Raw genomic sequence first — 26,439 nt, forward strand, 5'->3', positions numbered from 1 at the left:
TATGCAGGAGGGTCGCGATCCACGGGTGGTGCCGGTCCGGCGCGGCAACGCCTTCGAGGAGACGATGGAGCGGCTGCTGCGCCTGCTGCGCCTCGGGACCTTCCCGCCCGGGTCCAAGCTGCCCCCGGAGCGTGAGCTGGCGACCTCGCTCCAGGTCTCCCGGACGACGCTGCGGGAGGTCATCGGCGAGCTGCGTGCGGCGGGCTACGTCAGCGTGCGCCGGGGCCGCTACGGCGGCACCTACGTCTGGGGACCGGTGCCGGCGAGCGGGGCCGAGGGCGGCCTGGTGGCGGCGCAGGTGGAGGACCTGCTGACGTTGCGGAGGATCGTCGAACCGGCTGCTGCGGCGCTCGCGGCCGCCCGCGAGCTGTCACCGGCGGAGCAGGGGCGGCTGCGTCAGGCCTCGCAGGACTGCGCGGCAGCGGGGGTGGAGCAGTACCGCCCGTTCGACGCCCGGCTGCACCTCGCGCTCGCCGAGCTGAGCGGCTCACCCAGCCTGGCGGGCGTCGTGGCCGACGTGCGCGACCGGACGAATGCCATGCTCGACCGCATCCCGCTCATCCCGCCCAACCTCGCGCACTCGACCCGGCAGCACGAGGCCGTGGTCGCGGCGGTGCTCGGGGGCGCGCCGGGGCCGGCTGAGGAAGCCATGCGCGACCACCTCGAGGGCACCGCCGCACTGCTGCGCGGCTTCTCGGTCTGACCACCGGACGTCGCGGACACGAGCCCCGCGCTCTGGGTCCGCGACGCCCGGTGGGGTCTGTCGCAGCCGTCCTCGACGGCCAGGTCTGCGCCTCAGCGCTGGTAGTGCCGCGGTGGGCGCTGCGGTCGCTGGCGGCTGAACTCGCCGCCCTCGCGACCGCCGTAGGGTCGCCCGTGGTCGGCATACTCCTCGCGCTGGTAGACGAAGGTCTGGTCGCCGCAGACCACCGTCGCGCCGGTGCGCAGCACGGTCCCGTCGGCGTCGGCGGGCTGCCCACCGACCCCGGCGTGGCTGCCCGGCGAGGCGTGCAGGAGGTACTCGTCGGTGGTCGGGTCGCGCCGGATCTCGGCGTGCTGCGGATCGAGCCCGGGGACGACGATGTCGCACTCCTCTTCGGAGCCGATGGTGGTCGTCCCGCGCCGCAGCGGTGCCACCAGCCGCGGCGCCCCCTGCTCCGGACCGGGGGCGGGGTAATAGACGAGCCGCGGGTTGCCGCCGCCCAGCGGGTCGTGGGTCGTCGTGACCCGGCGCCGCCGCGGACGGGCGCCCGTCGGGACGATCGGCCACGGGGTCGCCGGCGGCGCCAGGTCGGCCAGCGAGGGACCGCCCGCCCGGGCGTCCCGCAACATGCGCAGCGCACCACGCCGGTCGCGCACCTCGACATGACGCGACCCGGTCACGACCCGGTCGAGGAAGCGCGAGCGCACCTGGCCCGGGGCGAGCACCGGCCCGTCGGGACCGGCCACCGAGATGGTCAGGCCGGCGTCCGCGGCCGCGCTCCCGACGTCGGAGACGAGGTCCGAGGCAGCGCGACGCCCCAGGCCGAGCGGGATGCCGCCGAGCTGATCGAGCTGGACCTCGATCTGCGTGCCCGAGCCCCGGACGGTCGCCGTCACCTGCTCGTCCGACCCGTCCCCCTTCGACGGGACCGTGATCGTCAACCGCAGGTCGGCGTCGATGTGCAGCTGCTGCGTCATCCCGCGCTCAGCTCGCGCCGTGCTCGCGGTCCTCGGTGGTGATCCGCAGCGTGCCGTCCAGCTTCCACGTCGCGCGCGGTGCGTCCGCGCCGGTGTCGCGCGGCACCTCCACGGCCATGTCCTGGAAGGTGTAGTTGATCGCCGCGCCCTGGCCGGTGAGGTAGTTCCACATCTCCTTGCCGAGGTCGGTCCACGACACCTGCTGCCCGTCCGTGCCGGTCATCTGTCCCTGGTGCTCGCTCATCGTCACCCTCCTGGTGCTCGTCAGGGCCGGACCGGTGTGTCCAACCCTTGTCCTATGTAGGGCAGTCTCCTCCTTCGAACCGCGCGGCACAAGGGGAAGTGGGTGAGACATACTCGACAAAAACTTTTGACAAAGGATGAATCCGCCCGGGGTTGTCGGCTCGTAATGGTGAGTGAGGGTGGAACCAGTCCACCCCAGCTGCGATGAAGGAGCACCCCTCATGCGGAAGATCACAGCCACGGGCGCCGTCGCCCTGCTGGCCGGCGCCAGCACGGTCGCCCTCGCCGGTCCGGCGATGGCCGACAACCACGAGGCCACGGTCTCGGTCCTGCACGGTGTCCCCGGTCTCACCGTCGACGTCTACGTCAACGGTGAGGAGACCGTCCCCGACTTCGAGCCCGGCACGCTGACCGACCCGATGATGCTCCCCGAGGGCAGCTACGACATCGAGGTGTATGCCGACGGCGACGACCCCGAGTCGGCCGAGCCGGCCATCTCCGCCGAGGGCGTCGAGGTGCCGGGAGGCGCCAACGTCACCCTCGCCGCGCACCTGATGGAGGACGGCACCCCGACGCTGTCCGCCTTCGCCAACGACACCTCCGCGCTCGACGCCGGCCAGGCCCGGCTGACCGTCCGGCACGCGGCAGCGGCCCCGGCGGTCGACGTGCGCGCCGGGGGCAGCCCCGTGGTGGAGGGGCTCACCAACCCCAACGAGGGGATCCTCAACCTCGAGGCCGCCATGGTGTCGGCCGACGTGGTGCTCGCGGGCACCGAGGACGTCGTGATCGGCCCGGCCGACCTCGACCTCGCCGAGGGCACCAACACCATCGTCTACGCGTGGGGCTCCGCCGAGGACGGCACGCTCGACCTCGCGGTGCAGACCATCGACGGCCTGCACGGTGACCCGGGCGGCGTCCCCTCGGGCCAGGGTGGCCTGGCCACCTCGGGGCCGGTCCTCGCGGTGCTCCTCATGGCCGGCGCTGCCGGTGCGGTGCTCGCCGGCAGCCGCCTGGTCCGTCGCGAGGTCGCCTGACCCTTGCCCCGGACCCAGCCCCGCCGCGGCCGGTTCTCGCCGGTCGCGGCGGTGGCCCTGCTCAGCAGTCTCGCGGTCGTCGCACTCGCCCTCTGGGGCTTGCAGCGCGATCCGCTCCCCGCTGCCGCCGACTTCGGGTCGCCCACCCCTGCGGCCCCCTCACCGGCGGGTGGGTCGGAGGCAGCAGGCGCCGCGGTGGACCCTGTCCCCACCGCGGCGCCCCCGCAGGACGGTGGCGCGGTCGTGGAGCAGCGACCGGGCACCAGGGACGCCTCGATCCCCGACGAGCCCGACGCCACGACGTCCCCGCCCGTCCGGCTCCTCGTCCCCGACCTCGGGCTGGACGTCCCGCTCGACGCCGTCGGCGTCACGGATGACGGCCTCATGGAGGTCCCGAGGACGCCGACCGGGCGGGCTGGTACCGCTTCGGCCCCTCGCCGGGTGACGACACGGGGTCCGCCGTCCTCGCGGGCCACGTCGACGACCGGGAGGGCCCCGGTGCCTTCATGGCGCTGACCGAGGCGCAGGAGGACATGCGGGTCGTCGTCGAGCACGATGACGGCTCGCGCACCGACTACACCGTCACCGCCCGCCGCACCACCGACAAGAAGGAGCTGCCCGTCGATGATCTCTTCGACCGCGACGGTCCGCCCCTGCTGCAGCTCGTCACCTGCACCGGCCCCTGGTCGGAGCGCGCAGGAAGCTACCGTGACAACCTCGTCGTCACCGCGACACCCGTCGGGTGACGGCGCTCCCTCACTCTCAGGAGGGCCGGCGCAGCAGGAGCTGGTCGACGCCCATCCGCCCGGCGGCAAAGGTCCACGCCCCGGCGGCGAGGTAGAGCTCCCAGACCCGGGTGACCTCCTCGCCGCCCATCTCAAGGGAGGCGACCGCCTCGAAGTCGGTCTCCGGCACCTCGCGGTAGTCCTGGAGCCGCACGTCGACCCGGTCGGCCACGCCCTGTTCCTGCGCCCGTCGTTGCACGAAGGCCTGCTGCTCCCGGCTGATCGTCACCGCCACCACGCGGGCGCCGTGCTCGCGCGCGGCGTGCAGGGTCAGGGAGCCCCAACCGCACCCGACGTCGACGACGCGCTGGTCCGGGCGGTCGTCCAGGCCCAGCTTGGTGCAGACCAGCTCGAGCTTGTCGAACTGCGCCTGCTCCAGGGGGTATGCCTCGCTCTCCCGCCCGGTGGTCAGGTCGGCTCCCGGCTGGGTGACGTAGGCACAGGAGTAGGCCATCTGCGCGTCGAGGATGAGCTCCTAGAAGTCGTTGGACAGGTCGTAGTGGTGGCTGATGGCGGCCCGGTCGCGCCCCAGGCTGTGCAGCCGGCCGCGGACCACCGCCTGCGCGGGGTCGGCGCCGGCGGCGGAGCCGTCCCAGGCGGTCAGATGGACGGGCAGGGAACCTCCCGCCAACGGGGCGAGAAGGTCGTGCAGGCGTGGGGCCACCGGGGTCGGCATGCCGCCGACCCTCACCACACGGGGCTGCCTGGGCGCGTGGGGTCGCCTAGGGTTGCGGCATGAGTGGCGGTGCCGACGATGACGAGGGAATCGCCGCCGACTGGGTCCAGGGCGAGCAGGACGCGCTCGAGCGCGCCTACCGCCGCTGGTCAGGTCTGGTACACGGACTCTCCCGACGGGCGGTCGGACCGGACGACGCCGACGACGTCACCCAGGCGGTGTTCGTCTCCGCCTGGCGTGGACGCGCCACCTACGATCCGCAGGCCGGCCCGCTGGGGGCCTGGCTGGTGGGGATCACCCGCAGGCGGATCGCCGACCACCTCCGGACGCGCCGACGGCACCCGGTCGCGGAGATGTCCCCCGACGAGGGCGCCGACAGCGCCGGGTGGTCCCAGGCGGACAGCGCCGACCTGCTCACGATCTACGAGGAGCTGGAGCGCATCGGCGACCCGCAGCGGCGGATCATCCTGCTCGCCTACGTGGAGGACCTCACCCAGCGGGAGATCGCCGAGCGTCTCGACCTCCCGCTGGGCACGGTCAAGACGCATACGAACCGAACCCTGGCTCGGCTCCGAACACTTCTCGGAGGTGAAGGATGAACGCCGACCGCTCTGAGGCCGCACGCCACGAGCGTGCCGAGGCGCTGCTCCGGCGCGCCGGCGCGCTGGACAGCACCCCTTCGCCCGCCACCTGGGACCGCATCCGGGCCGAGGTCCGGACAGACTCCTCCGAGACCTCGCCGCCGCCGTCCCGCTCGTCTGGCACGGCGTCCCCGCCGCCGTCCCAGGCCAGGCGGGAGCGCCGCGCGCACCGCGCCCGCCCCACCCGCTGGCCGCTGCTTGCTGCCGCCGCCGTCGGTGCGCTCGTGGCCTGGCTGGGCACGGCCGTGCTGGGTGACGTGACCGACGACCCGGGCGTCGTCGTGGCGGACGCCGACCTGGCCGACCTGCCGGACGCCGGGCAGAGCGTCGAGGGCAGCGCCGAGGTCCTGAACGTCGACGGTGAGCGACGGCTGCGCGTCGAGCTCGCCGAGCGACCCGACGCCGGGGACGGCTACCTCGAGGTCTGGCTGCTGCGGCCCGACACCAGCGGCATGGTGACGATCGGGGTCATCTCCGGCACCCAGGCGGAGTTCAGCCTGCCGGACGGCGTGGAGCTGTCCGAGTACCCCGTGGTGGACATCTCCCGCGAGCGCCTGGACGGCGACCCCACCCACGGTGGGGAGAGCCTGGTGCGCGGTGAGCTGCGGCAGGCCTCGGCAGGAAACGACGCACCCCTGTCCCTCAACTCCGCAAACGTTGTGCACAACCTTCGACACACCACCCTCCGAGAGGACCAGGCATGACCGAGCACCACGACACCAGCCCCGCCGACCCGGTGACCGTCACCTCCGACCCCGATGCCGTCGCGAAGGCCCACGAGGTGATGTCCAGCATGGACATCGCCATGCTCACCACGGTCGACTCCAGCTCGGCGGACGGCCGGCTCAGCAGCCGCCCGCTGTCCACGCAGGTGCACGAGGAGGACGGCGACGTCCTCTTCCTCGTGCGCTCGAGCAGCGCCGTGGCGGACGACGTGCGGGCCAACGCCCACGTCAACGTCGCCTACTCCTCGAGGAAGGCGTGGGTGTCGCTCGCCGGCACCGCCACCGTGGTCGACGACCGCGCCCTGGTGCAGCAGCTCTGGTCCAAGGGTGCCGACGCCTTCATGGAGGGCGGCCCGGAGAACCCGGACAACGTGGTGCTCAAGGTCAACGGCGACACCGTCATGTACTGGGGTGGCGACTCGCTCATCGGCACAGCCGTCGACACGCTGAAGATGGTCACCGGCAAGGGCGACCAGGAGGATGCCGGGCCGACCGTCGTGGAGCTGCCGTGAGCGATGCCCGCACCTCACCCCGCCTCGGGGCCGGCCGCTGGCTGGCCTCGTTGGCGGCGACCGGTGTGGCCTTCGGCGCCCTCGACGCGCTGTGGCTCGGCGTGCTGGCCAAGGACAAGTACGCCTCCAGCTTCGGCTCGCTCATGGCCGACCCGGTCAACATCCCCGCGGCCGCGGCGTTCTACGGGATCTACACGGTCGGGCTCACCCACTTCGCCACCGCTCCCGGGGTCGCCGCGGGCAGCATCGGCCGCGCCGCGGGCCAGGGAGCGGCCCTGGGTCTCGTGGCCTACGCCGCCTACGACCTGACGAGCCTGGCCGTCATCGACGGTTTCCCCGCCGACGTGGTGCCGCTCGACCTCGCCTGGGGGGCCCTGGCCAGCAGCTCGGCGGCAGCGCTCGCCACCGCGGTGGTCCGTGGGAGGCGCCGATGACGGTGCGCGCGCAGCAGGTGGTCGTCACCCTCACGGCCGTCCTCTGGATCGGCGGCACGCTCGTCGGGACCGGTGCGGTCGCCGGCGGCGGGGTGGAGTCGCAGGGCGGCGGGCTCTTCTCCGACAGCGCCACCCTCATCGCCCCCCAGGGTCCCGCCTTCTCGATCTGGTCGGTGATCTACCTCGGTCTGGCGGGGTACGTCGTGTGGCAGTGGCTGCCCCGCGTCGCCGACTCGCGCTGGGCCCGCGCCACCCGCCTGCCCGCGGCGGCGGCCATCGCGCTGAACGGCCTGTGGCTCCTGGTCGTCTTCGCCGGGTGGGTCTGGCTCTCGGTCGTGGTCATGCTCGGCATCGTGGTCTCGCTCGGGCTCGTGCTCCGGGCCACCAGCGGGCTGCCGCGACAGGGGCTGGGCGCCGACGTGTGGGTCTCCGCCACCTTCGGGCTCTACCTGGGCTGGATCTGCGTGGCCACCTGCGCCAACATCGCGTCCTGGCTGGTGGGTCTCGGCGTGGACGCGGACAGCGCGGTCTCCACCTGGATCACCGTCGGGGTGCTGGCCGTCGTCGTGGTCCTGGCTCTCTGGCTGCTGAGCCGCACCGACCAGCGGCTCTTCCAGCTCGGCCTCACCGCTGCGGTCGTATGGGGGACGGCCTGGGTCGCGGCCGGCCGTCTCACCGGCGACCTCCGCTCCGAGGTGGTCGGGATCGCCGCGGCGCTCACCGCGGTGGCCGTCGCCTTTCTCGGACTGCGGGCCGCCGCACAGCACATGCCCGACCGTGCGCGGTGAGAGTCGATGGTGAGTGAGTCAGGCACGACGCAGGGCCATGAGGCGGAGGCGTTCCAGAACCACGTCGGCGAATTGAGGGCATCCAGCCCGGCGCAACGACCCCGGAAGATCGACGTCGTCGCCGCGGTCCTGGTGATCAGAGATCTGGGCGTCGATGGCTTCGTCCAGGACGTCGTAGCGCATCCGGGACCATCGACGTCGACCAGGTCGTGCTCGACCGGCCGGTGCGCGGCCCGGTCGCTGCCGGTTGAGGATGCGCCGTGAGCGCGCAGGTAGGACGGTGGAGGGTGTGAACCCGGTCTCGGAGCTGCGCTCGTTCCTGCGAGCGGCGCTGGTGACGCCCGTGCCGCGGGACCACCGGGACGAGGAGCACGTGCTGCGCCGCCGCCGGCTGGTCTCGGCGGTGACGCTCGTCGTGGGAGCGGTGATGCTGTGGTGGTCGCTGCGGCTGCCGCCGGGCGACCCGTCGTTCTACGTCTGGACGACGGCGCTGGCCGCGGTCTGGGTCGGCGGGGCGTTCCTGTCCGGGCGGCTCTACCTCGGCCAGGGGCATACCCGCGCCGGTGAGTATGCCCGACCCGTCGTCCAGTCCCTCGCCCTCGGCCTGCTGCTGCTCGCCGTCTTCCTCGCCGGTGCCCTCGTCGTGGGTCGGATCCCTTGGCTGGCCGGGCCGGTCAACGACCTGCTCGACCACGTCCGCTTCGCCTCGGTCCCCGTCGTCCTGGTCATCACGGTGATGAACGGCATCGCCGAGGAGATCTTCTTCCGCGGTGCGCTCTACGCCGCGATCCCGCAGCGGTGGACGGTGCTGGCGACCACGGCGCTCTACGCCCTGGTCACCGTCGGGTCCGGCGTGCCCCTCCTCGTCTTCGCCGCCGTCCTCATCGGTCTGGTCTGCGGGCTGCAGCGCCGGGTGACCGGCGGCATCCTGGGCCCGGCCATCACCCACATCACGTGGTCGGCCGGCATGCTCCTCCTCCTCCCTCCCCTCCTCGAGATCGTGAGCTGAACCATGACCGACACCACCGACACACCCGGTCCCGCCGACGGCCACGACCCGCGTGGGCGGGCCCTGGTCACCGGCGCCACCGGCTACATCGGCGGGCTCCTGGTCCCGCTGCTGCTGGAGCGGGGACATACCGTCCGGGTGCTCACCCGCTCCGCCGACAAGCTGCCGCGGGAGTGGGCCGACCGGGTGGAGGTGAGCGAGGGCGACGCCACCGAGCGCGCCGACCTCGAGCAGGCGCTCGCCGGGGCCGACCTCGCCTACTACTTCATCCACTCGATGGACGGCTCCGGTGACTTCGTCGCGCGGGACCGGCGGCTGGCCCGCGAGTTCGGCCGCGCGGCGCGGGACGCCGGGGTGAGCCGGATCGTCTACCTGTCCGGGCTGCACCCTGACATCCCGGACGAGAAGCTCTCCAAGCACCTGGCCTCCCGCGTGGAGGTGGGCGAGATCCTCATGGCCTCGGGCGTCCCCACGGCGGTGCTGCAGGCGGCCACTGTCATCGGTTCGGGCTCGGCGAGCTTCGAGATGCTGCGCCACCTGACCAAGCGGCTGCCGGTCATGGTGGCCCCGAAGTGGTTGAAAAACCGCATCCAGCCCATCGGCATCGACGACGTGCTGCACTACCTCGTGGCGGCCGCGGACCTGCCCGCCGACGTCAACCGCACCTTCGACATCGGCGGCCCGGACGTCCTGACCTACAAGCAGATGATGCAGGGCTTCGCGATGGAGACCGGCCTGTCCCACCGGCTCATCGTGACCCTGCCGGTCCTGACCCCCTGGCTGGCCTCGCACTGGGTGGGGCTGGTGACGCCGGTCGACGCCGGGGTCGCCAAGCCGCTCGTGGGCTCGCTCGTGCACGAGGTGGTGTGCCAGGAGGACGACCTCGCCCAGCTGGTCGGTCGTCCGGCCGGCGGGGCCACGCCCTACCGGGAGGCGGTGCGGCGGGCGGTCGAGGGCGACTGAGGCCGGGCCGGCCCGCAGCCGGGCCCGGAGGCCCTAGCATCGGCGGCACCATGGCCGACCTGACCGAGCTCGTCCCGCTGCCGGGCGGCGAGTTCGTGCTGGGCGCTCGGCCCGGCTACCCCGAGGAGGGGCCGACGCGTGAGGTGCGCGTCGGGCCGTTCGCGATGGAGCGGCACCCGGTCACCAACGCACAGTTCGCCGCCTTCGTCCGGGAGACGGCATACCGCACCACGGCCGAGCGTGCGCCGGACCCCGCGACGCTGCCCCCGGGTGTCGACCCCTCCGTGCTGGTGCCCGGCTCGCTCGTCTTCACCCCGACCGCGGGCCCGGTGCCGCTACACCGTTGGGACCTGTGGTGGCGGTGGGGTGCCCGGCGCCAGCTGGCGGCACCCGCGGGGTCCCGGCACCGACCTGGAAGGCCTCGCCCACCACCCGGTGGTGCACGTCTGCCTCGAGGACGCGCAGGCCTACGCGACCTGGGCCGGGCGGTACCTGCCGACCGAGACCGAGCACGGGGATCGTGGTGGGGAGCCCGACAGGCCGCACCGCGCTTGGACATGCCGCTGTCGGTGGTGCCCCGTAGGGTCGGTGCATGATCCGCTTCGAGGGCGTGACCAAGAGGTATGCCGACGGTGTGACGGCCGTGGACGACCTGACGTTGGAGGTCCCGCAGGGCGGGATCACCGTCTTCGTCGGGCCCTCCGGCTGTGGCAAGACCACCAGTCTGCGGATGATCAACCGGATGGTGGAGCCGACCGAGGGACGCATCCTCATCGACGACCAGGACATCGCGGAGCGCAAACCGGCGCAGCTGCGCCGCTCGATCGGCTACGTCATCCAGCACGCCGGACTGTTCCCGCACCGCACGGTGCTCAAGAACGTCATGACCGTCCCGAAGCTCATCGGGTGGGACACCGGTCGGGCGCGCAACGCCGCGATGGAGGCGATCGAGAAGGTCGGGCTCACCGCGGACCAGGCCGAGCGCTATCCCGCGCAGCTCTCCGGGGGTCAGCAGCAGCGCGTGGGCGTGGCCCGAGCCCTGGCCAGCGACCCCGAGGTCGTGCTCATGGACGAGCCGTTCAGCGCGGTCGACCCGCTCGTGCGGATGGACCTGCAGGCCGAGGTCAAGCGGCTGCAGCGCGAGCTCGGCATCACCGTGGTGCTCGTCACCCACGACATCGACGAGGCCATCGGGCTCGGCGACCACGTCGCCGTGCTGCGCCAGGGTGGTCGGCTCGCCCAGCTCGCAAGCCCGGGTGAGCTGCTGCGCGAGCCCGCCGACGACTTCGTCGCCAGCTTTGTCGGCAAGGACCGCGGCTACCGCAAGCTCGGCTTCACCGACGCCGTGGTCGAGCCCTCGGCGGAGCAGACGGTCACCCTCGGCCAGGACGTGCCCGCCGGGAGCGGCTGGGTGCTCGCCGTGAGCGAGGAGGGGGAGCCGCTGGGCTGGGTCGACCGGCACACCAGCGGCGGCCCGGTGGGAGAGGAGGAGCTGCACCGGATGGGTTCCCTCGCCGAGCTGGGCGACAGCGCCCGGGTCTTCCTGGACGCCGCGCTGTCCGCCCCGTCCGGGCGGGGCGTCGTCGTCGAGCAGGGCCGGGTGGTGGGCACGGTCGAGCCCCGCGAGGTCATCACGGCCCTCGAGCGGGAGCGCGCCGAGCGACCCACAGGTGACCCGGTGGCGCAGCCGGACGGTGAGCCTCAGGGCGAGCACGTGCAGGCGACCGACCCGCAGGAGGAGCACGCGTGATCGGCGGTGTCGCCTGGTCCACGATCGGTGACCTCCTGCTCCGCCACCTCTACCTCGCAGGGGTGCCGTTGCTGATCGGGCTGCTCATCAGCCTTCCGCTGGGCTGGCTGGCCACCCGCTACCGCTGGCTCGCGCCGCCCATGATCGCCGGGACCAGCCTGCTCTACACCATCCCCTCGCTCGCGCTCTTCATCCTGCTGCCGCTGCTCCTCGGGACCCAGATCCTCGACGACGCCAACGTGCTCGTGGCGATGACGCTCTACACCATCGCCCTGCTGACCCGGACCGTCGCCGACGGCCTCGGCTCCGTGCCGGGGGCGACCCGGCAGGCGGCGACAGCGATGGGCTACGGCGAGCTGCGCCGCACCGTCGTCGTGGACCTGCCCCTCGCGGTCCCCGTCATCACCGCGGGGCTGCGTGTGGCCGCGGTGAGCAACGTGTCGATCGTCTCGGTCGCGGCGCTCATCGGGGTGAGCCAGCTCGGTCAGCTCTTCACCGAGGGCTTCAACCGCAACGACATGGGTCCGATCCTCGTCGGCATCGTCACCTGCATGGTGCTGGCGATCGCGCTGGACGCAGGGATCGCGCTGCTGTCCCGGGCGCTGACACCCTGGATGCGGGCGGGGGCGGCCCGATGATCTCGCTCACCTGGCAGTGGCTGACCGACCCCGAGACCTGGACCGGGTCCGGGGGGATCCTGGCCCAGAGCGTGACCCACCTGCGGATCTCGCTCATCGCCCTGGCGCTGGCCGCGCTCGTGGCTGTCCCCGTGGGGCTCTACATCGGGCACACCGGCAAGGGTCGCTGGTTGGCGATCAACCTCGCCGGCGCCTTCCGCGCCATTCCCAGCCTGGGTGTCCTCTTCGTCGGTGTGCTGCTGCTGCTGCCCCGGCTGAGCGGCGACCTCGCCTTCGAGCTCCCGGTGGTGCTCGTACTGGTGCTGCTCGCCATCCCGCCCGTGCTCTCCGGGACGTATGCCGGTGTCGAGTCCGTGGACCCGGCGGCCAGGGACGCCGCCCGCGGCGTGGGCATGACCGGCTCGCAGGTGCTCTGGCAGGTGGAGGTGCCGGCCGCGCTGCCGCTGGTCCTCTCCGGGCTGCGCTCGGCGATGCTGCAGATCATCGCGACGGCGACCATCGCCGCGGTCGTGGGCATCGGCGGGCTGGGCCGCTACCTCATCGACGGCCAGGCCTCGCGGCAGTACGAGGTGATGGCCGGTGGGGCGATCGCGGTCGCCGTCCTGGCCCTGCTGGTCGACCTGGCCATGGCCGGGATCCAGCGGTTCGTCGTCTCCCCCGGCCTCGTCGCCGCTCGGGAGCACTGACCCGTGAGCACGGACGAGGCCCGAGGACGTCACCCGACGCGCGCTCCCGTGACCTGATCGTGACCAGCCCCGCGGCATACCCCGCGACACACCGACGTTGACAGCCACACCGAACCCCACTGGGAGGACAACCCACATGCGACGCAACGCAGCGCTCACCCTTGCCCTCGGCACGACCCTCGCCCTCGCCGCCTGCGGTGGCGGGGAGGACCCCATGGCGGAGGGCGGAGGAGAGTCCGAGGGCGGATCGGGCGGGGCTATCACCGTCGGCTCGGCCAACTTCCCCGAGAATGAGCTGCTCGCCGAGATCTACGCCGCCGCGCTCGAGGAGTACGACGTCGAGGTCGACACCCAGCTCAACATCGGCAGCCGGGAGACCTACGTCGCCGCGATCGAGGACGGCTCGATCGACGTGATCCCGGAGTACACCGGTGGCCTGGCCACCTACTTCAACTCCGAGATCACCGTCACCTCCTCCGAGGACGTGCTGGCGGACCTGCAGGAGAACCTCCCTGAGGGGCTGCAGGTGCTCGAGATCAGCGACGCGGAGAACAAGGACTCCCTGGTCGTCACGCAGGAGACCGCCGAAGAGCTCGACCTCACCGCGATCGGTGACCTGGAGCCGCATGCCGGTGACCTCACCCTCGGCGGGCCGCCGGAGTTCGAGACCCGGCCCAACGGCGTCGACGGGCTGGCCGAGACCTACGGCCTGGAGTTCGCCTCGTTCCGCTCGCTGTCCGCGGGCTCGACCCTGACCGTGGAGTCGCTGGCGGGCGGCCAGGTGGACGTCGCCAACATCTTCACCACGGACCCGGCCGTGGAGGCCAACGACTTCGTCGTGCTGGAGGATCCCGAGTCGCTCTTCGCAGCGCAGAACGTCGTGCCCCTCATCAGTGCCGATGCCGTCAGCGACGACGTGGAGGAGGCGCTCAACGAGGTGTCCGACGCGCTCACGACCGAGCGGCTGACCGAGATGATGGTCGAGCTGTCCGACGGCGCCGACCCGCAGGAGGTCGCGCAGGAGTTCGTCGACGACGAGCTCTGAGCCGCATCAGCCCTGGTGCAGCCTGCGCGCGACGCTGCGCGCTGCCTCGACGACCGAGTCGGGCAGGTGGCGTGAACCGCGCAGCCGCTCCGTCGCGGCACCGTGCCCGCCCACCCACAGCGGCAGCTGCGGGTGGGCGGCGTGCAGTGAGTCGACCAACCGTGCCGCCGGCGCGGTGTCCCGGGGCATGGGCACGCTGATGACCACGCCGCCCGGTCGCAGCGCATCGACCGAGTGCTCCCAGCTCTCGTGCGGCACGTCCGCCCCGAGGAAGCGGACGTCGATCCCCTGACGCCGCAGGCAGACGGCGAAGCCCATCGTGCCGAGCAGGTGGAGCGCACCCGGTGGCAGTCCGACGAGGGCGACCGGGGCTCCGGAGTTGGGGCCGGCGGCGTCGAAGGCCGAGGCCAGCCGTCGGTGGACCGCAGCGGAGACGAAGTGCTCACCCGAGACGTCCAGCTCACCGCGTCCCCAGGCGCGACCCAGCTCGGTCAACGCCGGCATGAGCCAGCCCTCGAGCGCCTGCTCGAAGGAGACCCCCGCGAGGGCCCGGTCCAGCACCTGGCTGACCGCGGTGTCGTCGTACCGCTGCGCCGCCCGGATGAGGTCGGCCACCGGTGGACCGAGCCCGGTCCGACGCTCGGCCTCGGTCGGTGCGCGCTCCGCGTCGGCGCCGCGCACCTGGGTGGCGGCCAGGGAGGCGGGTGTGCCGTGCCGAACCAGCTCGGCCATGTGCGTCAGCCGCCGGACGTCGTCCTCGTCGTAGAGGCGGTACTGCGATGAGGAGCGCTGCGGCTCCACGACGCCGTAGCGACGCTCCCAGGCGCGCAGCGTCGCCGCGGGGATGCCGGTCGCCTCGGCGACCTGCTTCACGGTGTAGCGCACCCCCGGCACCGGGCGCCTCCTGACGTCATCGGACAAAGCTGGGACGGTCCTTGGACAGGCAGCCTAGCGCCCGCGGGCAGAGCGGGGTGGTAGAGACAGCCACCGCGCCGACGCCGACGGGCCGCCACCCCGGGGGTGAACCCGGGGTGGCGGCCCGTCGTCGGGTGCGCCTCAGAGACCGCTGACGCGGTCCTCGGGGGCGGACAGGTCGGGGTTCGCCCGGAGGTAGTCGACCAGGTTGGCCAGGTCCTCGGGACCACCGACGAGGTTGGTGCCCTCGGTGAAGGCGGTGAAGCTGTCACCGCCCTGCTGGAGGAAGTTCAGGGTCGAGACCCGGTAGGTCTGATCCATCTCCAGCGGCACGCCGTCGAGCTGCATGTCGCTCACCTTGCTGCCCTGCGGCTGGCTGTCGTCCCAGGTGTAGGTGAAGCCCTCGGAGACGCCCAGCGCGAGGTACGGACGGCCTCGCTCCGGGTCGTACTGCTGCTCCAGGACCGCCTTCACCTGCTCTCCGGTCATGTCGATCGACACCAGGATGTTGCCGAACGGCATGACGTTGTAGGCCTCCTGGTAGGTGACCTCACCGGCCGCCTCCTCGTTGCTGATCTGGTCCACGAGGAGACTGGCGCGCACGCCGCCGACGTTCATGAACGAGATCTGCGCACCACCCTCGTCGTCACCGTCGGTGCCGAAGAGGATGGAGTCGGCCACCAGGTCGGCCATCGGCGTCTCGACGCCGCGGTCACCGCCGGCGTCGCCGGTGATGTCCTCGGCGACCGTGCCGACGACCTCGCCGGCGAGCACCTCGGCCCGGGCGACCCACTTCTCGACGACCGAGGCCATCTCCGGGTCGTCCGCGATGGACTGCAGCACGAGGTGGTTGTCGGCGTAGGCCCGGTCCCGGGTCACGTCGCCGCTCTCCCGGGAGATGGTCAGCGCCGTCTCGGTCACCACGCGGCCGTACTGGTTCGCGCTGGTCACGAGGCGGGGGTCGCCGTCCGGGTCGGGGATGCTGCAGACGTAGGGCTGGTGGGTGTGCCCGGTGACCACGGCGTCGATCGCCGGGTCCAGGTTCTCCGCGATCTCCACGACCGGGCCGGAGACGCCCTCGCAGGCGTCGTAGAGACCGGTCTGATAGCCGCCCTCGTGCAGCAGCACGACGATCGACTCGACACCGTCCTCGCGCAGCTGCGCGGCTTGGGCGTTGGCGGTCTCGACCTCGTCGAGGAAGTCGACGGTGGACACGCCACCGGGGCTGACCAGGGTCGGGGTCTCCTCGAGGGTCATACCGATGAAGCCGACGTCGACACCGTCGACGGTCCGCACCTCGGTGGCCGGGAGGATCGGCTCACCGGACTCGGTGTCGACGACGTTGGCCGCCAGCCACTGGAAGTCGGCACCGTCGTAGGGCTCCTCCTCGAAGCAGCCGCGCTCGGGGTGGCAGCCGCCGTCCTGCATACGCAGCAGCTCCTCGACGCCCTCGTCGAACTCGTGGTTGCCGACGCCGGAGATGTCCAGCCCGGCGACCTCGAGGGTCTCGACCGACGGCTCGTCCTGGAAGAGGCCGGAGACGAAGGTGGAGCCTCCGATGAGGTCGCCCGCGGCGACCGTCACCGTCTGCTCCTCGAAGGAGCGCGTGCGCAGCGCCTGCAGCGTGGAGCCGAGGTTGACCGCTCCGCCGACGAGGTTCTGGTCGGGGTCCTGCTCCTCGTCCAGCGTGCCGTCCTCCTCTTCGATGTGGCCGTGGTAGTCGTTGAAGGAGAGCATCTGGACCACGAGCTCGTCGACCCAGACGGGGAGCGTCGCGTTGAGCGCGTCCTCGACCTGCTCCTTCTGCAGCGCGACCTCACCGCCGAAGAGCACCAGGCCCTGCGGGGAGAGCCGGTCCAGGGCGGCCGCGGTCACCGTCGGCACCCCGTCTGCCCTGCTGAGCAGCAGGGGGCCCTCGTGGAAGGCCGCGAAGGCCCCGCCGGTGAGGGCATCGGGGAAGTCCTGTCCGCTGGCCAGGTAGGCGACCGAGTCGTACTCGTAGGAGGACGCCAGCGCCACGGCGGTGCCGTAGCGGTCCTTGCCGAAGAGCCGGTTGGTGTCCGGGACGATCTCGGCGACCGCCTCGACGACGTCGTCGGACACGGCGCCGGAGCCACCGAGCACCACCACCGAGGCGGGCTGCAGGGTCTCGATCACCTCGGCGGTGCTGTCCTGGAGCTCGGCCGGGTCGGTGAGCAGCATCGGCACGCCGTCACGGCCGGCGCGGGCGCCACCGGTGAGGGCGTCCGGGTAGTCGGTGCCGGTCGCGAGGTAGAGGACGGGCAGCCCGGTCGGGAACGTGCCCGCGATCTCGGCGCTGGTGTCGTAGCGGTCCTCGCCGGCGAGCCGCTCGACCTCGGCGCCGAAGCCCGCGAGCTCCTCCGCGACCGTCTCGGACACGGCGACCTCGCCGCCGACGATGACGATGGTGCTCGGCGCCAGGTCCTCGAGCGCGTCGGCGGTGGCCGAGGGCAGCTGGTCCTGCTTGGTGAGGAGCATCGGGACCGGCAGCCCGGCTCCGTCGACGTCCAGGCCGGGCAGGCCGTCGGCGGAGAAGAGCTGGGCGCTCAGGGCGTCGGGGAAGGTCTGCCCGGAGGCGACCACGACGGTGTCGGTGGCTTCGGCGGGGAAGGCGCGCGCGATCTCGGCGGCCGTGCCGTAGCGGTCGGTGCCCGCGATGCGCTGCGCCTGCGTCGGGTCCTCGATCTCGGGGGCGGCCGGCAGCGGTGCGCCCGGCAGGGGCGAGCCGGGCGCGCTGGACGCGACCGCGGCTCCGCTGCCCACCAGGGCGATCGCGGCGCCGACGGCTACCAGGCCGCGGCGTGCGGAGGGGTTTCGGGGGGACATGCGTTCGGATCTCCTCACGGGGGATTCAGGGCTCGGCCTTGAGCACCTGGACAGCAACGTAGCCCATACCCCAGCGGCCCCACCCGACGAACGGACCACGCCGCGGTGAACGACAGGGGACCGGGAGCGGGCAGCTCGGTGACGGATGTGACTGATGAGGCAACTGTGATCCTCCAGGTGACGGCTTGGTCAAGAAGTCACAGGTGGGGCTATCGCGCCGCGCGTGGAGGACGTACGCTCTCACCAGCGTCGAGAGACCACACCGAGGTGTCGCTCGGCGCTGCGCGGCGTCCCCGGGGCGTTCGCGGGTCGGCAGGTCACACCGGCGCAGCAGCGCCGCACGAACAAGGGGTTGTCAGGCGGATGGTGGCAGGCAGTGGGGGATCACGACGACGCGGCGGAGCACGACTTCTGGCGGCCTCGCTGCTGACCGGGGGGCTCGTCCTCTCGGGTGGCCAGATCGCCGCGCTGGCCGACGGTGAGGACCAGGGCGTCGACCCGGCCGCCGCCGGGACCCAGCCCTCCGACCCTGCGGGCGGTCAGGCCGGGGACTCCGGTGGCCAGGACCAGACCGGTGGCGACGGCGGGGCCGGCACCACCCCCGCACCCGCGCCGGGGGGCACCGGGTTCAGCCACGGCGGGACCCCCGCCGGGCCCGCGACCTTCGCCCCGCTGCCGGCCGACCCGGCATATCCCGTGCCCGAGCCGCCGCAGAACGAGGAGCTGCCGACCGAGCTCGACGAGGACACCGGCTACCAGGACCAGGTGTCCTGCGACCCGCAGGACCGGCCCGGCGTCACCGCCTTCGCGATGCTGCTCACGCAGACCTACGGGCGCGGCGCCTGGAGCGGCGCGCGCACCTGCATCGACTACATGAGCCAGCACCACGACGGGCGTGCCCTGGACTGGACGCTCGACGCCTACGACCCGCAGGAGCGCCGCATCGGTGACGCGGCGGTGGCCTGGCTCACCGAGAACGACGGCGAGATGATGCGTCGCTTCGGCATCGAGTACGTCATCTGGAACGGCCTCGTCTACATGAAGGACGACAACGCCTGGCGGCACTACGTCGGCCCCAGCCCGCACACCGACCACGTCCACGTGTCGTTCACCTGGGACGGCGCGATGATGCGGACCTCGTGGTGGACCGGCGTGGCCGTGACCGAGCCCGACCTCGGGCCGTGCGCGGCGGTCTCCGGCCAGTATGCCGCCGTCCACACCTTCCCCCGCCTCGAGGCGTGCAGCGACCCCGCGGTGGTAGCGCCCACGTCCGAGCTCGCCACGGTGCGTCCCGGTGGGTCAGGACCGGGCGTCTCGATGCTGCAGACGGTCCTCGGGCTCGAGGCGACGGGCGTGCTGGACGACGCCACCCGCGCCGCGCTGCTCGACTGGCAGTCCGAGCACGGCGTGCCCGAGACCGGGGTCGCCGACGCCACGACCTACGCCGCCGCCCAGGGCGTCGAGCTCGAGGACCTGCCCGCCTCCGCCCAGGCGGTCGTGCCGCAGGACTGGCAGGTGTCGGTCTTCACCCCCTACAAGCGGACCACGCTGACGCAGGGCGACACCGGCGAGGCCGTCGTCGCGATCCAGGAGGCCCTCGGGGCCGAGCCGGACGGCGACTTCGGCCCGAAGACGGCCGAGGCGCTCGCCGAGTTCGAGGAGAGCGTCCCGGTGCTCGCCGAGCAGGCCCGCCGGCGCGGTGATGAACCGGCCGCCGTCACCCCGTTGACCTGGGTCTTCCTGGAGCGCGCGGTGCACCCGACGATGGCCCTGCGGGACATCGAGCTGGCCGAGGGCAGCCGCGACGTCGAGGCCGACCCCGACGGCGAGCTTGCCGCTCGGGCCGCTGTGGAGGGCCGGGCCGACAGCCCGTATGCCGGCGGCGCGGTCACGTTGGTCCAGGAGCTGCTGGGCGTCGAGGCCGACGGCAGCTACGGCCCGATCACCGCCGAGGCCGTCGCGCAGGTGCAGGAGGCGGCCGGGTTGGAGCCGACGGGTGCCGTCGACGGTGCGACCTGGGTCGCGATCGAGCAGGTCGCCGTCGAGGAGGAGCGCATCGCCGGCGCCCCGGGTCTGGAGCAGCAGCGTGAGCGTGAGGCGAAGGCACGCGAGCGTGAGGAGCAGGAGGAGAAGGAGCGCGAGGCGGCGCAGGAGCGCGAGCGCCAGGAGAAGGCCGAGCAGGAGGCGCGCGAGGAGCGCGAGCGGCAGGAGCGCGCCCGGGAGGAGCAGGCGCGGCACGAGGCCGCCGTGGCCGGCGCGACCCGCTGAGCTGCAGGCGTCCGCTCTGCTCGAGAACTTTCTGCTCCGGCGAGGCAACGCGGCGGTCCCGCTGCCGCGTCGTAGTGTCGGCAGGACGATCGACCGAGGGGTGCAGCGATGAGGCGGATCCGACAGGGGGGACGGCGGGCGTGGTGCTCGCCGTGCTCGGCGCTCTGGGGCTGGGCTCGGTCTCGGTGGCCAGCCCGCAGGAGCCGGACGTGGACGAGACCCAGGCGGCGACGCGCACCGCCGTGGACTGGAGCGGCCTGGGGCCGGCGCCCTGTCCGGAGGGGATGACCCGCCGGGTGAGCGTCGACAGTCATTCCATGGACCGTGGCGTGCCGCAGTCCCGCTTCAACAACGGGTGGTCGCTGGTCTCCTCGCGTGACGGGTCCGCCGCCCGCGCCTCGGTCTCCTCCGGTGACACCAGCGACCACATGTTCCTGCCCTACGTGAAGGTCTCCGTCGACCGGCGGACCATGCTCGGGTTCTCCACCCGCAGCACCCAGGGCAACTCGGGCTACACCCGGGCCCAGATGAACTCGGTGGACCTGCGGGTCTACGCCGGCAGGTCGTGGGGTGGCCGCGTCTACGACGTCACGGCCGCGACCGACGACGAGAACGGCCACCTCGGCGCGTGGTTCGAGCACCGCAGCAGGTCCGGGGCGAGCACCTGGTGGGACGTCGACAACGTGCAGATCTACACCTGTCGCGACGCCCCGGTGTCCCGGATCGCCGGGTCGGACCGCTACGACTCCGCGGCCCGGGTCGCGGCCACCTACCCGGCGGGGGTCCGGACCGCCTACCTGGCCACCGGGGAGAACTTCCCGGACGCGATCGGCGCCTCGGCCCTGGCCGGGCAGCTGGACGCGCCGGTCCTGCTCACCCGTTCCGACCAGCTCCCGTCGGCGACGGCGGCCCAGCTGCGGCGCCTCTCGCCGGATCGGCTGGTCGTCCTCGGTGGCACCGGGGCGGTCAGCAGCACGGTCGCGCGGCAGGCCGGCGCCTACGCCGACTCCACGACCCGCATCACCGGCCGGACCCGCTACGACGTGTCCGCCGGGGTGGCGCGCAGCTACACGCCCGGCGGCTCGGTCCTCTACGTCGCCAGCGGGGCCGACTTCCCCGACGCGCTCGCTATCGGGGCACTCGCCGGCGACCAGGGTGCGCCGGTGCTGCTCACCCCGAAGGCTGGGCTCCACCCGTCCGTGGAGGAGCAGATCGCCCGGCTCGACCCCGGTCGCATCGTCGTCGTCGGGGGCCCCGCCGCGGTCTCCGACACTGTCGTCAGCCAGCTGCGCCGGCATACCTCCGGCTCGGTCACGCGGATCACCGGCGCGAACCGGTATGCCGTGGCCTCGCGGATCGCCCAGGAGTTCGACCGGCGCCCGGCGCGGGCCTACGTCGCCACCGGGACCGCCTTCCCCGACGCGCTGGTGGGCGCGGCGCGGGCCGGCAGCCAGGGCGTGCCCGTGGTGCTGACCCGGCAGGGCCAGCTCGTCTCGGACGGTCGCGCGGCGCTGCAGGCGCTGGACCCGCTGCGCGGCGTGCTGCTCGGCGGGCAGGTCGCGCTGAGCTCGGTGGTCATGGATCAGGTCGGCGCCCACGTCGGGTGAGGGAGGGAGCGAGCATGGAGACGACACACCGGTTGCTGTCCGGGGACGCGGTCCGGATCGAGGTGCCGGACGCCATCGGTCTGCCCGGCGGGACCTCGCTGGGGGTGCTGGCCCTCGAGGGCGAGGGTCAGCTCGAGGTCACCTCGGGTCGCGAGGTCGACCTGGCGTTCTACCTCGAGGTCACCGGCACCACGCTGGAGCGTGAGGTCGGCCTGCGAGGCGGGCAGGTGCTGCGCTACGGCCGCTTCGGCCGCGATCCGCAGCAGGGCTTCGGCTGGGCGGTCGCGGTCGGCGACCACCAGCTCTACGGCTTCACGGTGCCCGTCATGGACGTCGAGACGCTCACCGGCTTCCTCGCCGACGTCGACGTGCAGGCCGACCCGATCGGGCCGGTCCTCACACCGTCCGGCCGCACCAGCTGGTCGCCCTACCGCACCCAGACCGTCGCGCAGGTCGTCGAGCTCGACCAGGGCTCCGCGCCCGGGGGTGGGGACGACGGCAGCAGCTTCGGCTACCTGCTCGACGTCCGTCGGGCGCGCACCGGGCAGCTGCAGGACGCCCGCTCCGGCGGCGCAGCGGTGCGTGGCGGGCAGCTCTCGCGCTCCTCGGACACCGAGCGGCACGCGTATGCCGTCCTGGAGAGCCAGGACTTCGTGAGCTACGGCATGCCCGGCAGCGAGGAGAGCGTCGACGCCGTCGTCGCCTCGCTGTCCGAGGTGGTCGTGGAGCTGGTCCGGTGAGCCTCCTCGGCAGCGCCGGGGCCCTGGCTGTCGGCCTCGTCCTCCTCGCGGCCGGCGTCGGCCACGTCCGGGCACCGCTGGAGACGACGCGGGCGCTGCGGGGTCACGGGCTGCTGCCCGCGGGGGTCACCCCGGTGGTCGCCCGCGCGCTCGCGCCCGTGGAGGTCGTGCTGGGCCTCGGGATGCTGCTCGCCGCCACCGGTCTGCTGCCCTCGGCACCGGCACGTCTCCTCGGGCTCGGCGCAGCCGTCCTGTGCCTGGCCTTCGCGGTCTACCTCCGGCTCGTCCACCGGCGGGTCGAGGGCGCCCCGGTGCCCTGCGGGTGCGGCCTGGGCAGCACCCCGGTGACCCACTGGGCGGTCGCGCGCGCTGCGGTGCTCACCGGCCTCGCGGCGGTGGTCGTCCTGGCCCCGGTCACCGGGTGGCAGGCGGTCCCGGGAGCGCCCGTCGTCGCCCAGGTGGCCGTCGCGGTCCTGGCGGGCACGGCTCTCGCCGTCGCGACCGCCGCGCTGCCCGCGGCCCGGGCGGTCCCCGAGCAGCTCACCACGCTGTCAGGGGTGGCCCGATGAGCTTCACCGCCTCCGCGCTCGTGCTCGCCTTCGTCGCGATCGCCCTGCTGGCCCTGGGTCTGGCGGGCCTGCTGCGCCAGGTCAACCTGCTCACTCGTCAGCTGGAGGGCGGATCCGCGCCGCGTCCCTCCGGCGCGGGCGGCGCGCGGACCACCCGCGAGCTCGTGGGCTTCCGGATCCCCCAGGACGTGGGCGGGCGGCTGATCGACCCCGGCGTCGAGCGGACTGTCCTGGCCTTCGTCTCCCCGGGCTGCAGCTCCTGCTCGCTCACCCTGCGCGGTCTGGCCGCCGATCCCGCTGTGCGGGCGGGTCACCTCGCGCTCGCCCTCGTCTCCGCAGGTTCCTGCGAGCCCGCGCTCGCCGATGCCGAGGGCGCCGCGCGCCTCACCTGCCTGCCGCAGGGCCGGTCCGTCATGGACCGGCTCGCGGTCCCCGCCACGCCCTACCTGGCGCTCGTGGACGACGACGGCACGCTGCGTGCCGCGCTGCTGCCGGACGAGGACACCGACCTCGGCGCCTGGCTCCGCCAGGCCCGTACCCCGCTGCCGATGAGGGAGGAGCGCAGCTCATGAGGCGATTCGACGACCTGCCGGAGGCCGACACCGGGCGGCTGCGGGACCGGCTGCGGGAGCGCCCCAGCCGCCGCGGGTTCATCGCCCGGGTGCTGGGCGCCGGGACGGCGGTGGGTGTGGGCTCGCTGGCCCTGGTCAACCGGGGAGGCACCAGGGTGAAGGCGCAGGCGGCCTACTTCCTCGACTACACCGACACCTCGACCGGCCCCTGCGCCACGTATGCCCGCGACCACACCGAGAACGGCATCCAGTGCGGTCCCTCGCCGATGTGCACCAGCCAGGCCTGCTGTTGGCGCTACCGCTCCGGCGCGGGCAACGTCGTCGCCTGGCACAAGAACGGCCCGGGCATCGACCGCTACTACGTGCACCGTCCCGACGACTGCTGGGGCGGCGTCTACGACTCCTGGAACTGGAAGTTCAGCGACGGCCGCACCTGGCGCTGCTCGGACGGCTGGACCTGCTCCGGCTCCGGCTCCTGCATGGCGACGATCTGTCCGTGGGCGATCTAGAGGACCCCGACCTGCCGGTCGTCGCCGACGCGGCCACCGGCATACCGGTGTGGCGGCGGTGGCTGGCCGACCCGCTCCCGCTGCTGCTGCTGACCGGCGCCGCCGGGCTGGCCGTGTCCGCCGCCCTGCTGCCCGCTGCCGGGGCGGTCTGGCTGGTGCCGGCGCTCTTCGCCGTCGTCGTGGCGGGGCTGGCGCTGTCCGGCAGCACCTGAGGCGTCAACAGCGCGTGGGCGCTGGTGGCCTCGGTCCGGGGCCGACATGTTCAACTGCTCCTGTGGGGAGCCTTCGCCGTGGGCACGACCCTCGGTGGTGCCGCCACGGGCGCCGCACTCGGGGTGCTGGCCGGTCTGCTGAGCCCGGTCCCGGAGACGGTGCGGCTCGTCCTGCTCGTCGTCGCCCTCCTGGCGTTGACGGTGCTCGACGTCCTCGCGCCGGTGCTCCCGCTGCTGCAGCGCTCGGCGCTCATCCCGCAGGAGGTCTTCGGGCGGGGCATCGCGCGGGGCGGGTTCCGTTTCGGGCTGGAGTACGGCTGCGGCTGGCGGACCCTGGTGCCCTCGGCGGCGTCCTACCTCGCGGCCCTCTTCGTGCTGCTCGTCGTGCCGCCGTGGTGGGTCGCGCTCGTCCTCGGTGCGGCCTTCGGGTTCTCCCGGTCGTGGGCCGTCCTGGTGTGGATCGCGCTGGGTGCCCCTGGGTGGCAGAACTTCCTGGCCGGTCACTCCCGGGTGCTGGAGCGCGCAGGGAGCGTCCTGGCCGCGGTGCTGCTGCTGGCCGCGGCGTGGTCGCGGCTCGGCGGCTAGGGTGTGCCCATGGCGCGTCCCCACATCGCCGCCCTGGTCGAGGACTCGGTCCGGCGCCGTCTGGACTCACGGTTGCGCCGTCGAGGCTGGCACGAACGGGTCTTCGGCTACACCGGCTACGGCAGCCCGGACCGGGCCCGTCTGTTCGCCCGGGTGCTGCTGTCCCGGCACGAGCCGGAGGAGGCCCGCACCGCCCTCACCCACGCCCAGGACTCGCTGCTCGACATCGCCCAGCGGGGGTGGCGGTTGTTCCTCACCGCGCCCGCGATGGACGTCCCCGTGCGCGTGCGGTTGGGGGAGGCCGAGGTCACCACCCGGACCGATCGCGGCGGGTACGTCGACGTCGAGCTGACCGGGCACGGGCTGGAGCCCGGCTGGCAGGAGGCGCACCTGGAGATCACCAACGGCGACTCGCTCACCGTCTCGGTGCTCGTCGTGGACCCGGGGGTCGGTGTGGGGCTGGTCAGCGACATCGACGACACCGTCATGGTCACCCATCTGCCACGCATCCTCATCGCGGGCTGGAACACCTTCGTGCGGTCCGAGCAGGTCCGCCAGGCGGTTCCCGGGATGAGCTCGATGTACCGCGCGCTCCTCGCCGAGACCCCCGGTATGCCGGTCCTCTACCTCTCGACCGGGGCGTGGAACACCGCGCCGGCGCTGACCCGCTTCCTGCGGCGGCACGACTTCCCGGTCGGACCGATGCTGCTCACCGACTGGGGGCCGACCAACACCGGGTGGTTCCGCTCCGGGCAGGAGCACAAGGAGCTCGAGCTGCGGCGGCTCCGCGAGGAGTTTCCCGACGTGCGCTGGATCCTCGTCGGTGACGACGGCCAGCACGACCCGGTCATCTACGGCGAGTTCGCGCAGGAGCACCCGGAGGCCGTCGAGGCGATCTGCCTGCGCGAGCTGACCCCGGCCGAGCAGGTCCTGTCCAGCGGTCTGCCGGTGGCGACCGACGAGCTGCTCGGCAAGCGGGTCCAGGTGCCGATGCTCAAGGCGGCGAACGGCTTCGGCCTGCACCAGCTGCTCGTGGGGGCCCGGGCCCGGAGGCAGGGCTGATGCCCGAGCTGCCCGAGGTCCAGGCCCTGACCGACTTCCTCGCCGACCGGCTGACCGGGCGGGTCGTCACGGATGTCGAGCTGGGCTCGATCGCGGTGCTCAAGACCTTCGACCCGCCCCCGACCGCGCTCGTGGGCGCCCCCGTCGACGGTGTGGGCCGGCACGGCAAGTTCGTCGACGTGGACGTGGACGGGACCCACCTCGTGTTCCACCTGGCCCGGGCGGGCTGGCTGCGGTGGTACGACGAGATGCCGCGCACCCAGGTCCGCCCTGGCCGCAGCCCCATCGCGCTGCGGGTCCGCCTGGACGACGGTGCGGGCTTCGACCTCACCGAGGCGGGGACCAAGAAGGGCCTGGCGGCGTATGTCGTCCGGGACCCCGCCGACGTGCCAGGGGTGGCCTCGCTCGGCCCGGACCCGCTCGCCGACGGCTTCGACGAGGCGGCCTTCGCAGCGTTGCTGGAGGGCCGGCGGACCCAGATCAAGGGTCTGCTCCGGGACCAGTCGGTGCTCGCCGGGGTGGGCAACGCCTACTCCGACGAGATCCTGCACGCCGCGCGGCTCTCGCCGTTCGCGCTCGCGGCGGGCCTCACGGCGGAGCAGGTGAGGGGTCTCTACTCGGCGCTGCGCACCACGCTGGAGGCGGCGGTCCTCGCCGCCGAGGGCAAGCCGGCGGCCCAGCTCAAGGACGCCAAGCGGGCGGGCATGAATGTCCACGGACGCACCGGCGAGGCCTGCCCGGTGTGCGGTGACACGGTGCGCGAGGTGTCCTTCGCCGACTCCTCGCTGCAGTACTGCCCCACCTGCCAGACGGGCGGCAAGCCGCTCGCGGACCGCCGCATGTCACGGCTGCTGCGCTGAGGCGCTCGTCCGGGCAGGGCACGACTGCACCGCGCGACTGCATCGGATATGTCGTCTGATCCGCGTGTGGAGTGACCTATCCGC

31 protein-coding genes and 3 pseudogenes are annotated in these 26,439 nt (G+C 73.1%); 27 read left to right on the forward strand and 7 right to left on the reverse strand.

The window, feature by feature from the left end; all coding sequences use genetic code 11:
* Nucleotide 1: 1 nt before the first annotated feature.
* Nucleotides 2–703, forward strand: a complete 702-nt coding sequence (locus tag FU792_RS00580; protein WP_028130728.1) for a FadR/GntR family transcriptional regulator — start codon at nucleotides 2–4, stop codon at nucleotides 701–703.
* 92 nt (nucleotides 704–795) lie between these two features.
* Here FU792_RS00580 and FU792_RS00585 read toward each other — a convergent pair whose 3' ends face one another.
* Both FU792_RS00585 and FU792_RS00590 read right to left on the reverse strand, forming a co-directional pair.
* Nucleotides 796–1,680, reverse strand: a complete 885-nt coding sequence (locus tag FU792_RS00585; RefSeq protein WP_149814458.1) for an FHA domain-containing protein — start codon at nucleotides 1,678–1,680, stop codon at nucleotides 796–798.
* A gap of 7 nt (nucleotides 1,681–1,687) precedes the next feature.
* Complete coding sequence (locus tag FU792_RS00590; protein ID WP_022923353.1) at nucleotides 1,688–1,924, reverse strand: hypothetical protein; 237 nt, start codon at nucleotides 1,922–1,924, stop codon at nucleotides 1,688–1,690.
* A 220-nt stretch (nucleotides 1,925–2,144) separates the two neighbouring features.
* On the opposite strand from FU792_RS00590, the gene FU792_RS00595 reads away from it, so the two are divergent.
* The 3 genes and pseudogenes from FU792_RS00595 to FU792_RS00605 form a co-directional block, all read left to right on the forward strand.
* Nucleotides 2,145–2,957, forward strand: a complete 813-nt coding sequence (locus FU792_RS00595) for a DUF4397 domain-containing protein (RefSeq protein WP_022923352.1) — start codon at nucleotides 2,145–2,147, stop codon at nucleotides 2,955–2,957.
* A gap of 195 nt (nucleotides 2,958–3,152) precedes the next feature.
* A complete protein-coding gene (locus FU792_RS00600; RefSeq protein ID WP_149814459.1) occupies nucleotides 3,153–3,473 on the forward strand; it encodes a sortase family protein in 321 nt (106 codons plus the stop codon).
* A pseudogene (locus tag FU792_RS00605) lies at nucleotides 3,422–3,703 on the forward strand (class F sortase); the annotation flags it as partial. The gene FU792_RS00600 and the pseudogene FU792_RS00605, both read left to right, overlap by 52 nt.
* A gap of 16 nt (nucleotides 3,704–3,719) precedes the next feature.
* On the opposite strand, the gene FU792_RS00610 reads toward FU792_RS00605, so the two are convergent.
* Both FU792_RS00610 and FU792_RS17540 read right to left on the reverse strand, forming a co-directional pair.
* Nucleotides 3,720–4,211, reverse strand: coding sequence for an SAM-dependent methyltransferase (locus FU792_RS00610; RefSeq protein WP_272943984.1), 492 nt, complete (start codon nucleotides 4,209–4,211; stop codon nucleotides 3,720–3,722).
* Between the two features lie 6 nt (nucleotides 4,212–4,217).
* The gene (locus tag FU792_RS17540) at nucleotides 4,218–4,418 is read right to left on the reverse strand and encodes a hypothetical protein (RefSeq protein WP_022923350.1); all 201 of its coding nucleotides are present in this window, start codon (nucleotides 4,416–4,418) and stop codon (nucleotides 4,218–4,220) included.
* A gap of 59 nt (nucleotides 4,419–4,477) precedes the next feature.
* Here FU792_RS17540 and FU792_RS00615 point away from each other — a divergent pair, with 59 nt between their 5' ends.
* Genes FU792_RS00615 through FU792_RS00635 form a run of 5 tightly spaced genes read left to right on the forward strand, consistent with a single transcriptional unit; the run spans nucleotide 4,478 to nucleotide 7,518 of the window.
* On the forward strand, nucleotides 4,478–5,017 hold the full coding sequence (locus FU792_RS00615; protein WP_022923349.1) for an RNA polymerase sigma factor: 540 nt from the start codon (nucleotides 4,478–4,480) through the stop codon (nucleotides 5,015–5,017).
* Entirely contained in the window at nucleotides 5,014–5,763 is a 750-nt protein-coding gene (locus tag FU792_RS00620) for an anti-sigma factor (protein WP_022923348.1), read from the forward strand. Before FU792_RS00615 ends, FU792_RS00620 begins: the two co-directional genes overlap by 4 nt.
* Nucleotides 5,760–6,296: a pyridoxamine 5'-phosphate oxidase family protein gene (locus FU792_RS00625; protein WP_022923347.1), complete on the forward strand. Its 537-nt coding sequence runs from the start codon at nucleotides 5,760–5,762 to the stop codon at nucleotides 6,294–6,296. Before FU792_RS00620 ends, FU792_RS00625 begins: the two co-directional genes overlap by 4 nt.
* Nucleotides 6,293–6,730 (forward strand): DUF2177 family protein, encoded by a 438-nt coding sequence (locus tag FU792_RS00630; RefSeq protein ID WP_022923346.1) that lies wholly within the window; start codon nucleotides 6,293–6,295, stop codon nucleotides 6,728–6,730. The genes FU792_RS00625 and FU792_RS00630 overlap by 4 nt, the downstream gene beginning before the upstream one ends.
* Nucleotides 6,727–7,518 carry a tryptophan-rich sensory protein gene (locus tag FU792_RS00635; RefSeq protein WP_028130724.1) on the forward strand — a complete coding sequence of 264 codons (792 nt, stop codon included), beginning with the start codon at nucleotides 6,727–6,729 and terminating at the stop codon, nucleotides 7,516–7,518. Before FU792_RS00630 ends, FU792_RS00635 begins: the two co-directional genes overlap by 4 nt.
* An 18-nt stretch (nucleotides 7,519–7,536) precedes the next feature.
* On the opposite strand, the gene FU792_RS16585 is transcribed toward FU792_RS00635, so the two are convergent.
* Nucleotides 7,537–7,701, reverse strand: a complete 165-nt coding sequence (locus tag FU792_RS16585) for a hypothetical protein (protein WP_022923345.1) — start codon at nucleotides 7,699–7,701, stop codon at nucleotides 7,537–7,539.
* Nucleotides 7,702–7,807: 106 nt separating this feature from the next.
* On the opposite strand from FU792_RS16585, the gene FU792_RS00640 reads away from it, so the two are divergent.
* The 8 genes and pseudogenes from FU792_RS00640 (at nucleotide 7,808) to FU792_RS00670 (ending at nucleotide 13,609) form a co-directional block, all read left to right on the forward strand.
* Entirely contained in the window at nucleotides 7,808–8,527 is a 720-nt protein-coding gene (locus FU792_RS00640) for a CPBP family intramembrane glutamic endopeptidase (protein WP_028130723.1), read from the forward strand.
* Nucleotides 8,528–8,530: 3 nt separating this feature from the next.
* On the forward strand, nucleotides 8,531–9,490 hold the full coding sequence (locus FU792_RS00645) for an NAD(P)H-binding protein (protein ID WP_022923343.1): 960 nt from the start codon (nucleotides 8,531–8,533) through the stop codon (nucleotides 9,488–9,490).
* 50 nt (nucleotides 9,491–9,540) lie between these two features.
* Nucleotides 9,541–9,795 (forward strand): annotated as a pseudogene (locus FU792_RS18270) (SUMF1/EgtB/PvdO family nonheme iron enzyme); the annotation flags it as partial.
* 61 nt (nucleotides 9,796–9,856) lie between these two features.
* Nucleotides 9,857–9,958, forward strand: a pseudogene (locus FU792_RS18275) (SUMF1/EgtB/PvdO family nonheme iron enzyme); the annotation flags it as partial.
* Between the two features lie 124 nt (nucleotides 9,959–10,082).
* Nucleotides 10,083–11,240, forward strand: a complete 1,158-nt coding sequence (locus FU792_RS00655) for an ABC transporter ATP-binding protein (protein WP_022923342.1) — start codon at nucleotides 10,083–10,085, stop codon at nucleotides 11,238–11,240.
* Nucleotides 11,237–11,878 (forward strand): ABC transporter permease, encoded by a 642-nt coding sequence (locus FU792_RS00660; RefSeq protein ID WP_022923341.1) that lies wholly within the window; start codon nucleotides 11,237–11,239, stop codon nucleotides 11,876–11,878. Before FU792_RS00655 ends, FU792_RS00660 begins: the two co-directional genes overlap by 4 nt.
* On the forward strand, nucleotides 11,875–12,564 hold the full coding sequence (locus FU792_RS00665; protein WP_028130721.1) for an ABC transporter permease: 690 nt from the start codon (nucleotides 11,875–11,877) through the stop codon (nucleotides 12,562–12,564). Before FU792_RS00660 ends, FU792_RS00665 begins: the two co-directional genes overlap by 4 nt.
* A gap of 136 nt (nucleotides 12,565–12,700) precedes the next feature.
* A complete protein-coding gene (locus tag FU792_RS00670; protein WP_022923340.1) occupies nucleotides 12,701–13,609 on the forward strand; it encodes an ABC transporter substrate-binding protein in 909 nt (302 codons plus the stop codon).
* A gap of 6 nt (nucleotides 13,610–13,615) precedes the next feature.
* Here the strand turns inward: FU792_RS00670 and FU792_RS00675 are convergent, their stop codons facing one another.
* Nucleotides 13,616–14,503: a MerR family transcriptional regulator gene (locus FU792_RS00675; RefSeq protein ID WP_022923339.1), complete on the reverse strand. Its 888-nt coding sequence runs from the start codon at nucleotides 14,501–14,503 to the stop codon at nucleotides 13,616–13,618.
* 162 nt (nucleotides 14,504–14,665) lie between these two features.
* Complete coding sequence (locus FU792_RS00680; protein WP_052327688.1) at nucleotides 14,666–17,371, reverse strand: cell wall-binding repeat-containing protein; 2,706 nt, start codon at nucleotides 17,369–17,371, stop codon at nucleotides 14,666–14,668.
* Between the two features lie 363 nt (nucleotides 17,372–17,734).
* On the opposite strand from FU792_RS00680, the gene FU792_RS00685 reads away from it, so the two are divergent.
* The 10 genes from FU792_RS00685 (at nucleotide 17,735) to FU792_RS00730 (ending at nucleotide 26,355) form a co-directional block, all read left to right on the forward strand.
* The gene (locus FU792_RS00685) at nucleotides 17,735–19,639 is read left to right on the forward strand and encodes a peptidoglycan-binding domain-containing protein (RefSeq protein WP_022923338.1); all 1,905 of its coding nucleotides are present in this window, start codon (nucleotides 17,735–17,737) and stop codon (nucleotides 19,637–19,639) included.
* Between the two features lie 140 nt (nucleotides 19,640–19,779).
* Nucleotides 19,780–21,246, forward strand: a complete 1,467-nt coding sequence (locus FU792_RS00690; protein ID WP_149814461.1) for a cell wall-binding repeat-containing protein — start codon at nucleotides 19,780–19,782, stop codon at nucleotides 21,244–21,246.
* Nucleotides 21,247–21,260: 14 nt separating this feature from the next.
* Nucleotides 21,261–21,986, forward strand: a complete 726-nt coding sequence (locus FU792_RS00695; RefSeq protein WP_022923336.1) for a hypothetical protein — start codon at nucleotides 21,261–21,263, stop codon at nucleotides 21,984–21,986.
* Complete coding sequence (locus FU792_RS00700) at nucleotides 21,983–22,555, forward strand: MauE/DoxX family redox-associated membrane protein (RefSeq protein WP_022923335.1); 573 nt, start codon at nucleotides 21,983–21,985, stop codon at nucleotides 22,553–22,555. Before FU792_RS00695 ends, FU792_RS00700 begins: the two co-directional genes overlap by 4 nt.
* Complete coding sequence (locus FU792_RS00705) at nucleotides 22,552–23,127, forward strand: hypothetical protein (protein ID WP_022923334.1); 576 nt, start codon at nucleotides 22,552–22,554, stop codon at nucleotides 23,125–23,127. The genes FU792_RS00700 and FU792_RS00705 overlap by 4 nt, the downstream gene beginning before the upstream one ends.
* Nucleotides 23,124–23,636, forward strand: coding sequence for a hypothetical protein (locus FU792_RS00710; protein ID WP_022923333.1), 513 nt, complete (start codon nucleotides 23,124–23,126; stop codon nucleotides 23,634–23,636). The genes FU792_RS00705 and FU792_RS00710 overlap by 4 nt, the downstream gene beginning before the upstream one ends.
* A complete protein-coding gene (locus tag FU792_RS00715) occupies nucleotides 23,624–23,848 on the forward strand; it encodes a hypothetical protein (protein ID WP_022923332.1) in 225 nt (74 codons plus the stop codon). Before FU792_RS00710 ends, FU792_RS00715 begins: the two co-directional genes overlap by 13 nt.
* Before the next feature lie 78 nt (nucleotides 23,849–23,926).
* Complete coding sequence (locus tag FU792_RS00720) at nucleotides 23,927–24,433, forward strand: hypothetical protein (protein WP_022923331.1); 507 nt, start codon at nucleotides 23,927–23,929, stop codon at nucleotides 24,431–24,433.
* A 9-nt stretch (nucleotides 24,434–24,442) separates the two neighbouring features.
* Entirely contained in the window at nucleotides 24,443–25,495 is a 1,053-nt protein-coding gene (locus FU792_RS00725) for an App1 family protein (protein WP_022923330.1), read from the forward strand.
* On the forward strand, nucleotides 25,495–26,355 hold the full coding sequence (locus tag FU792_RS00730; RefSeq protein WP_022923329.1) for an Fpg/Nei family DNA glycosylase: 861 nt from the start codon (nucleotides 25,495–25,497) through the stop codon (nucleotides 26,353–26,355). The genes FU792_RS00725 and FU792_RS00730 overlap by 1 nt, the downstream gene beginning before the upstream one ends.
* Nucleotides 26,356–26,439: the final 84 nt, after the last annotated feature.

Origin of the sequence: Serinicoccus marinus DSM 15273 (assembly GCF_008386315.1) — a bacterium.
GTDB classification, from domain to species: domain Bacteria; phylum Actinomycetota; class Actinomycetes; order Actinomycetales; family Dermatophilaceae; genus Ornithinicoccus; species Ornithinicoccus marinus.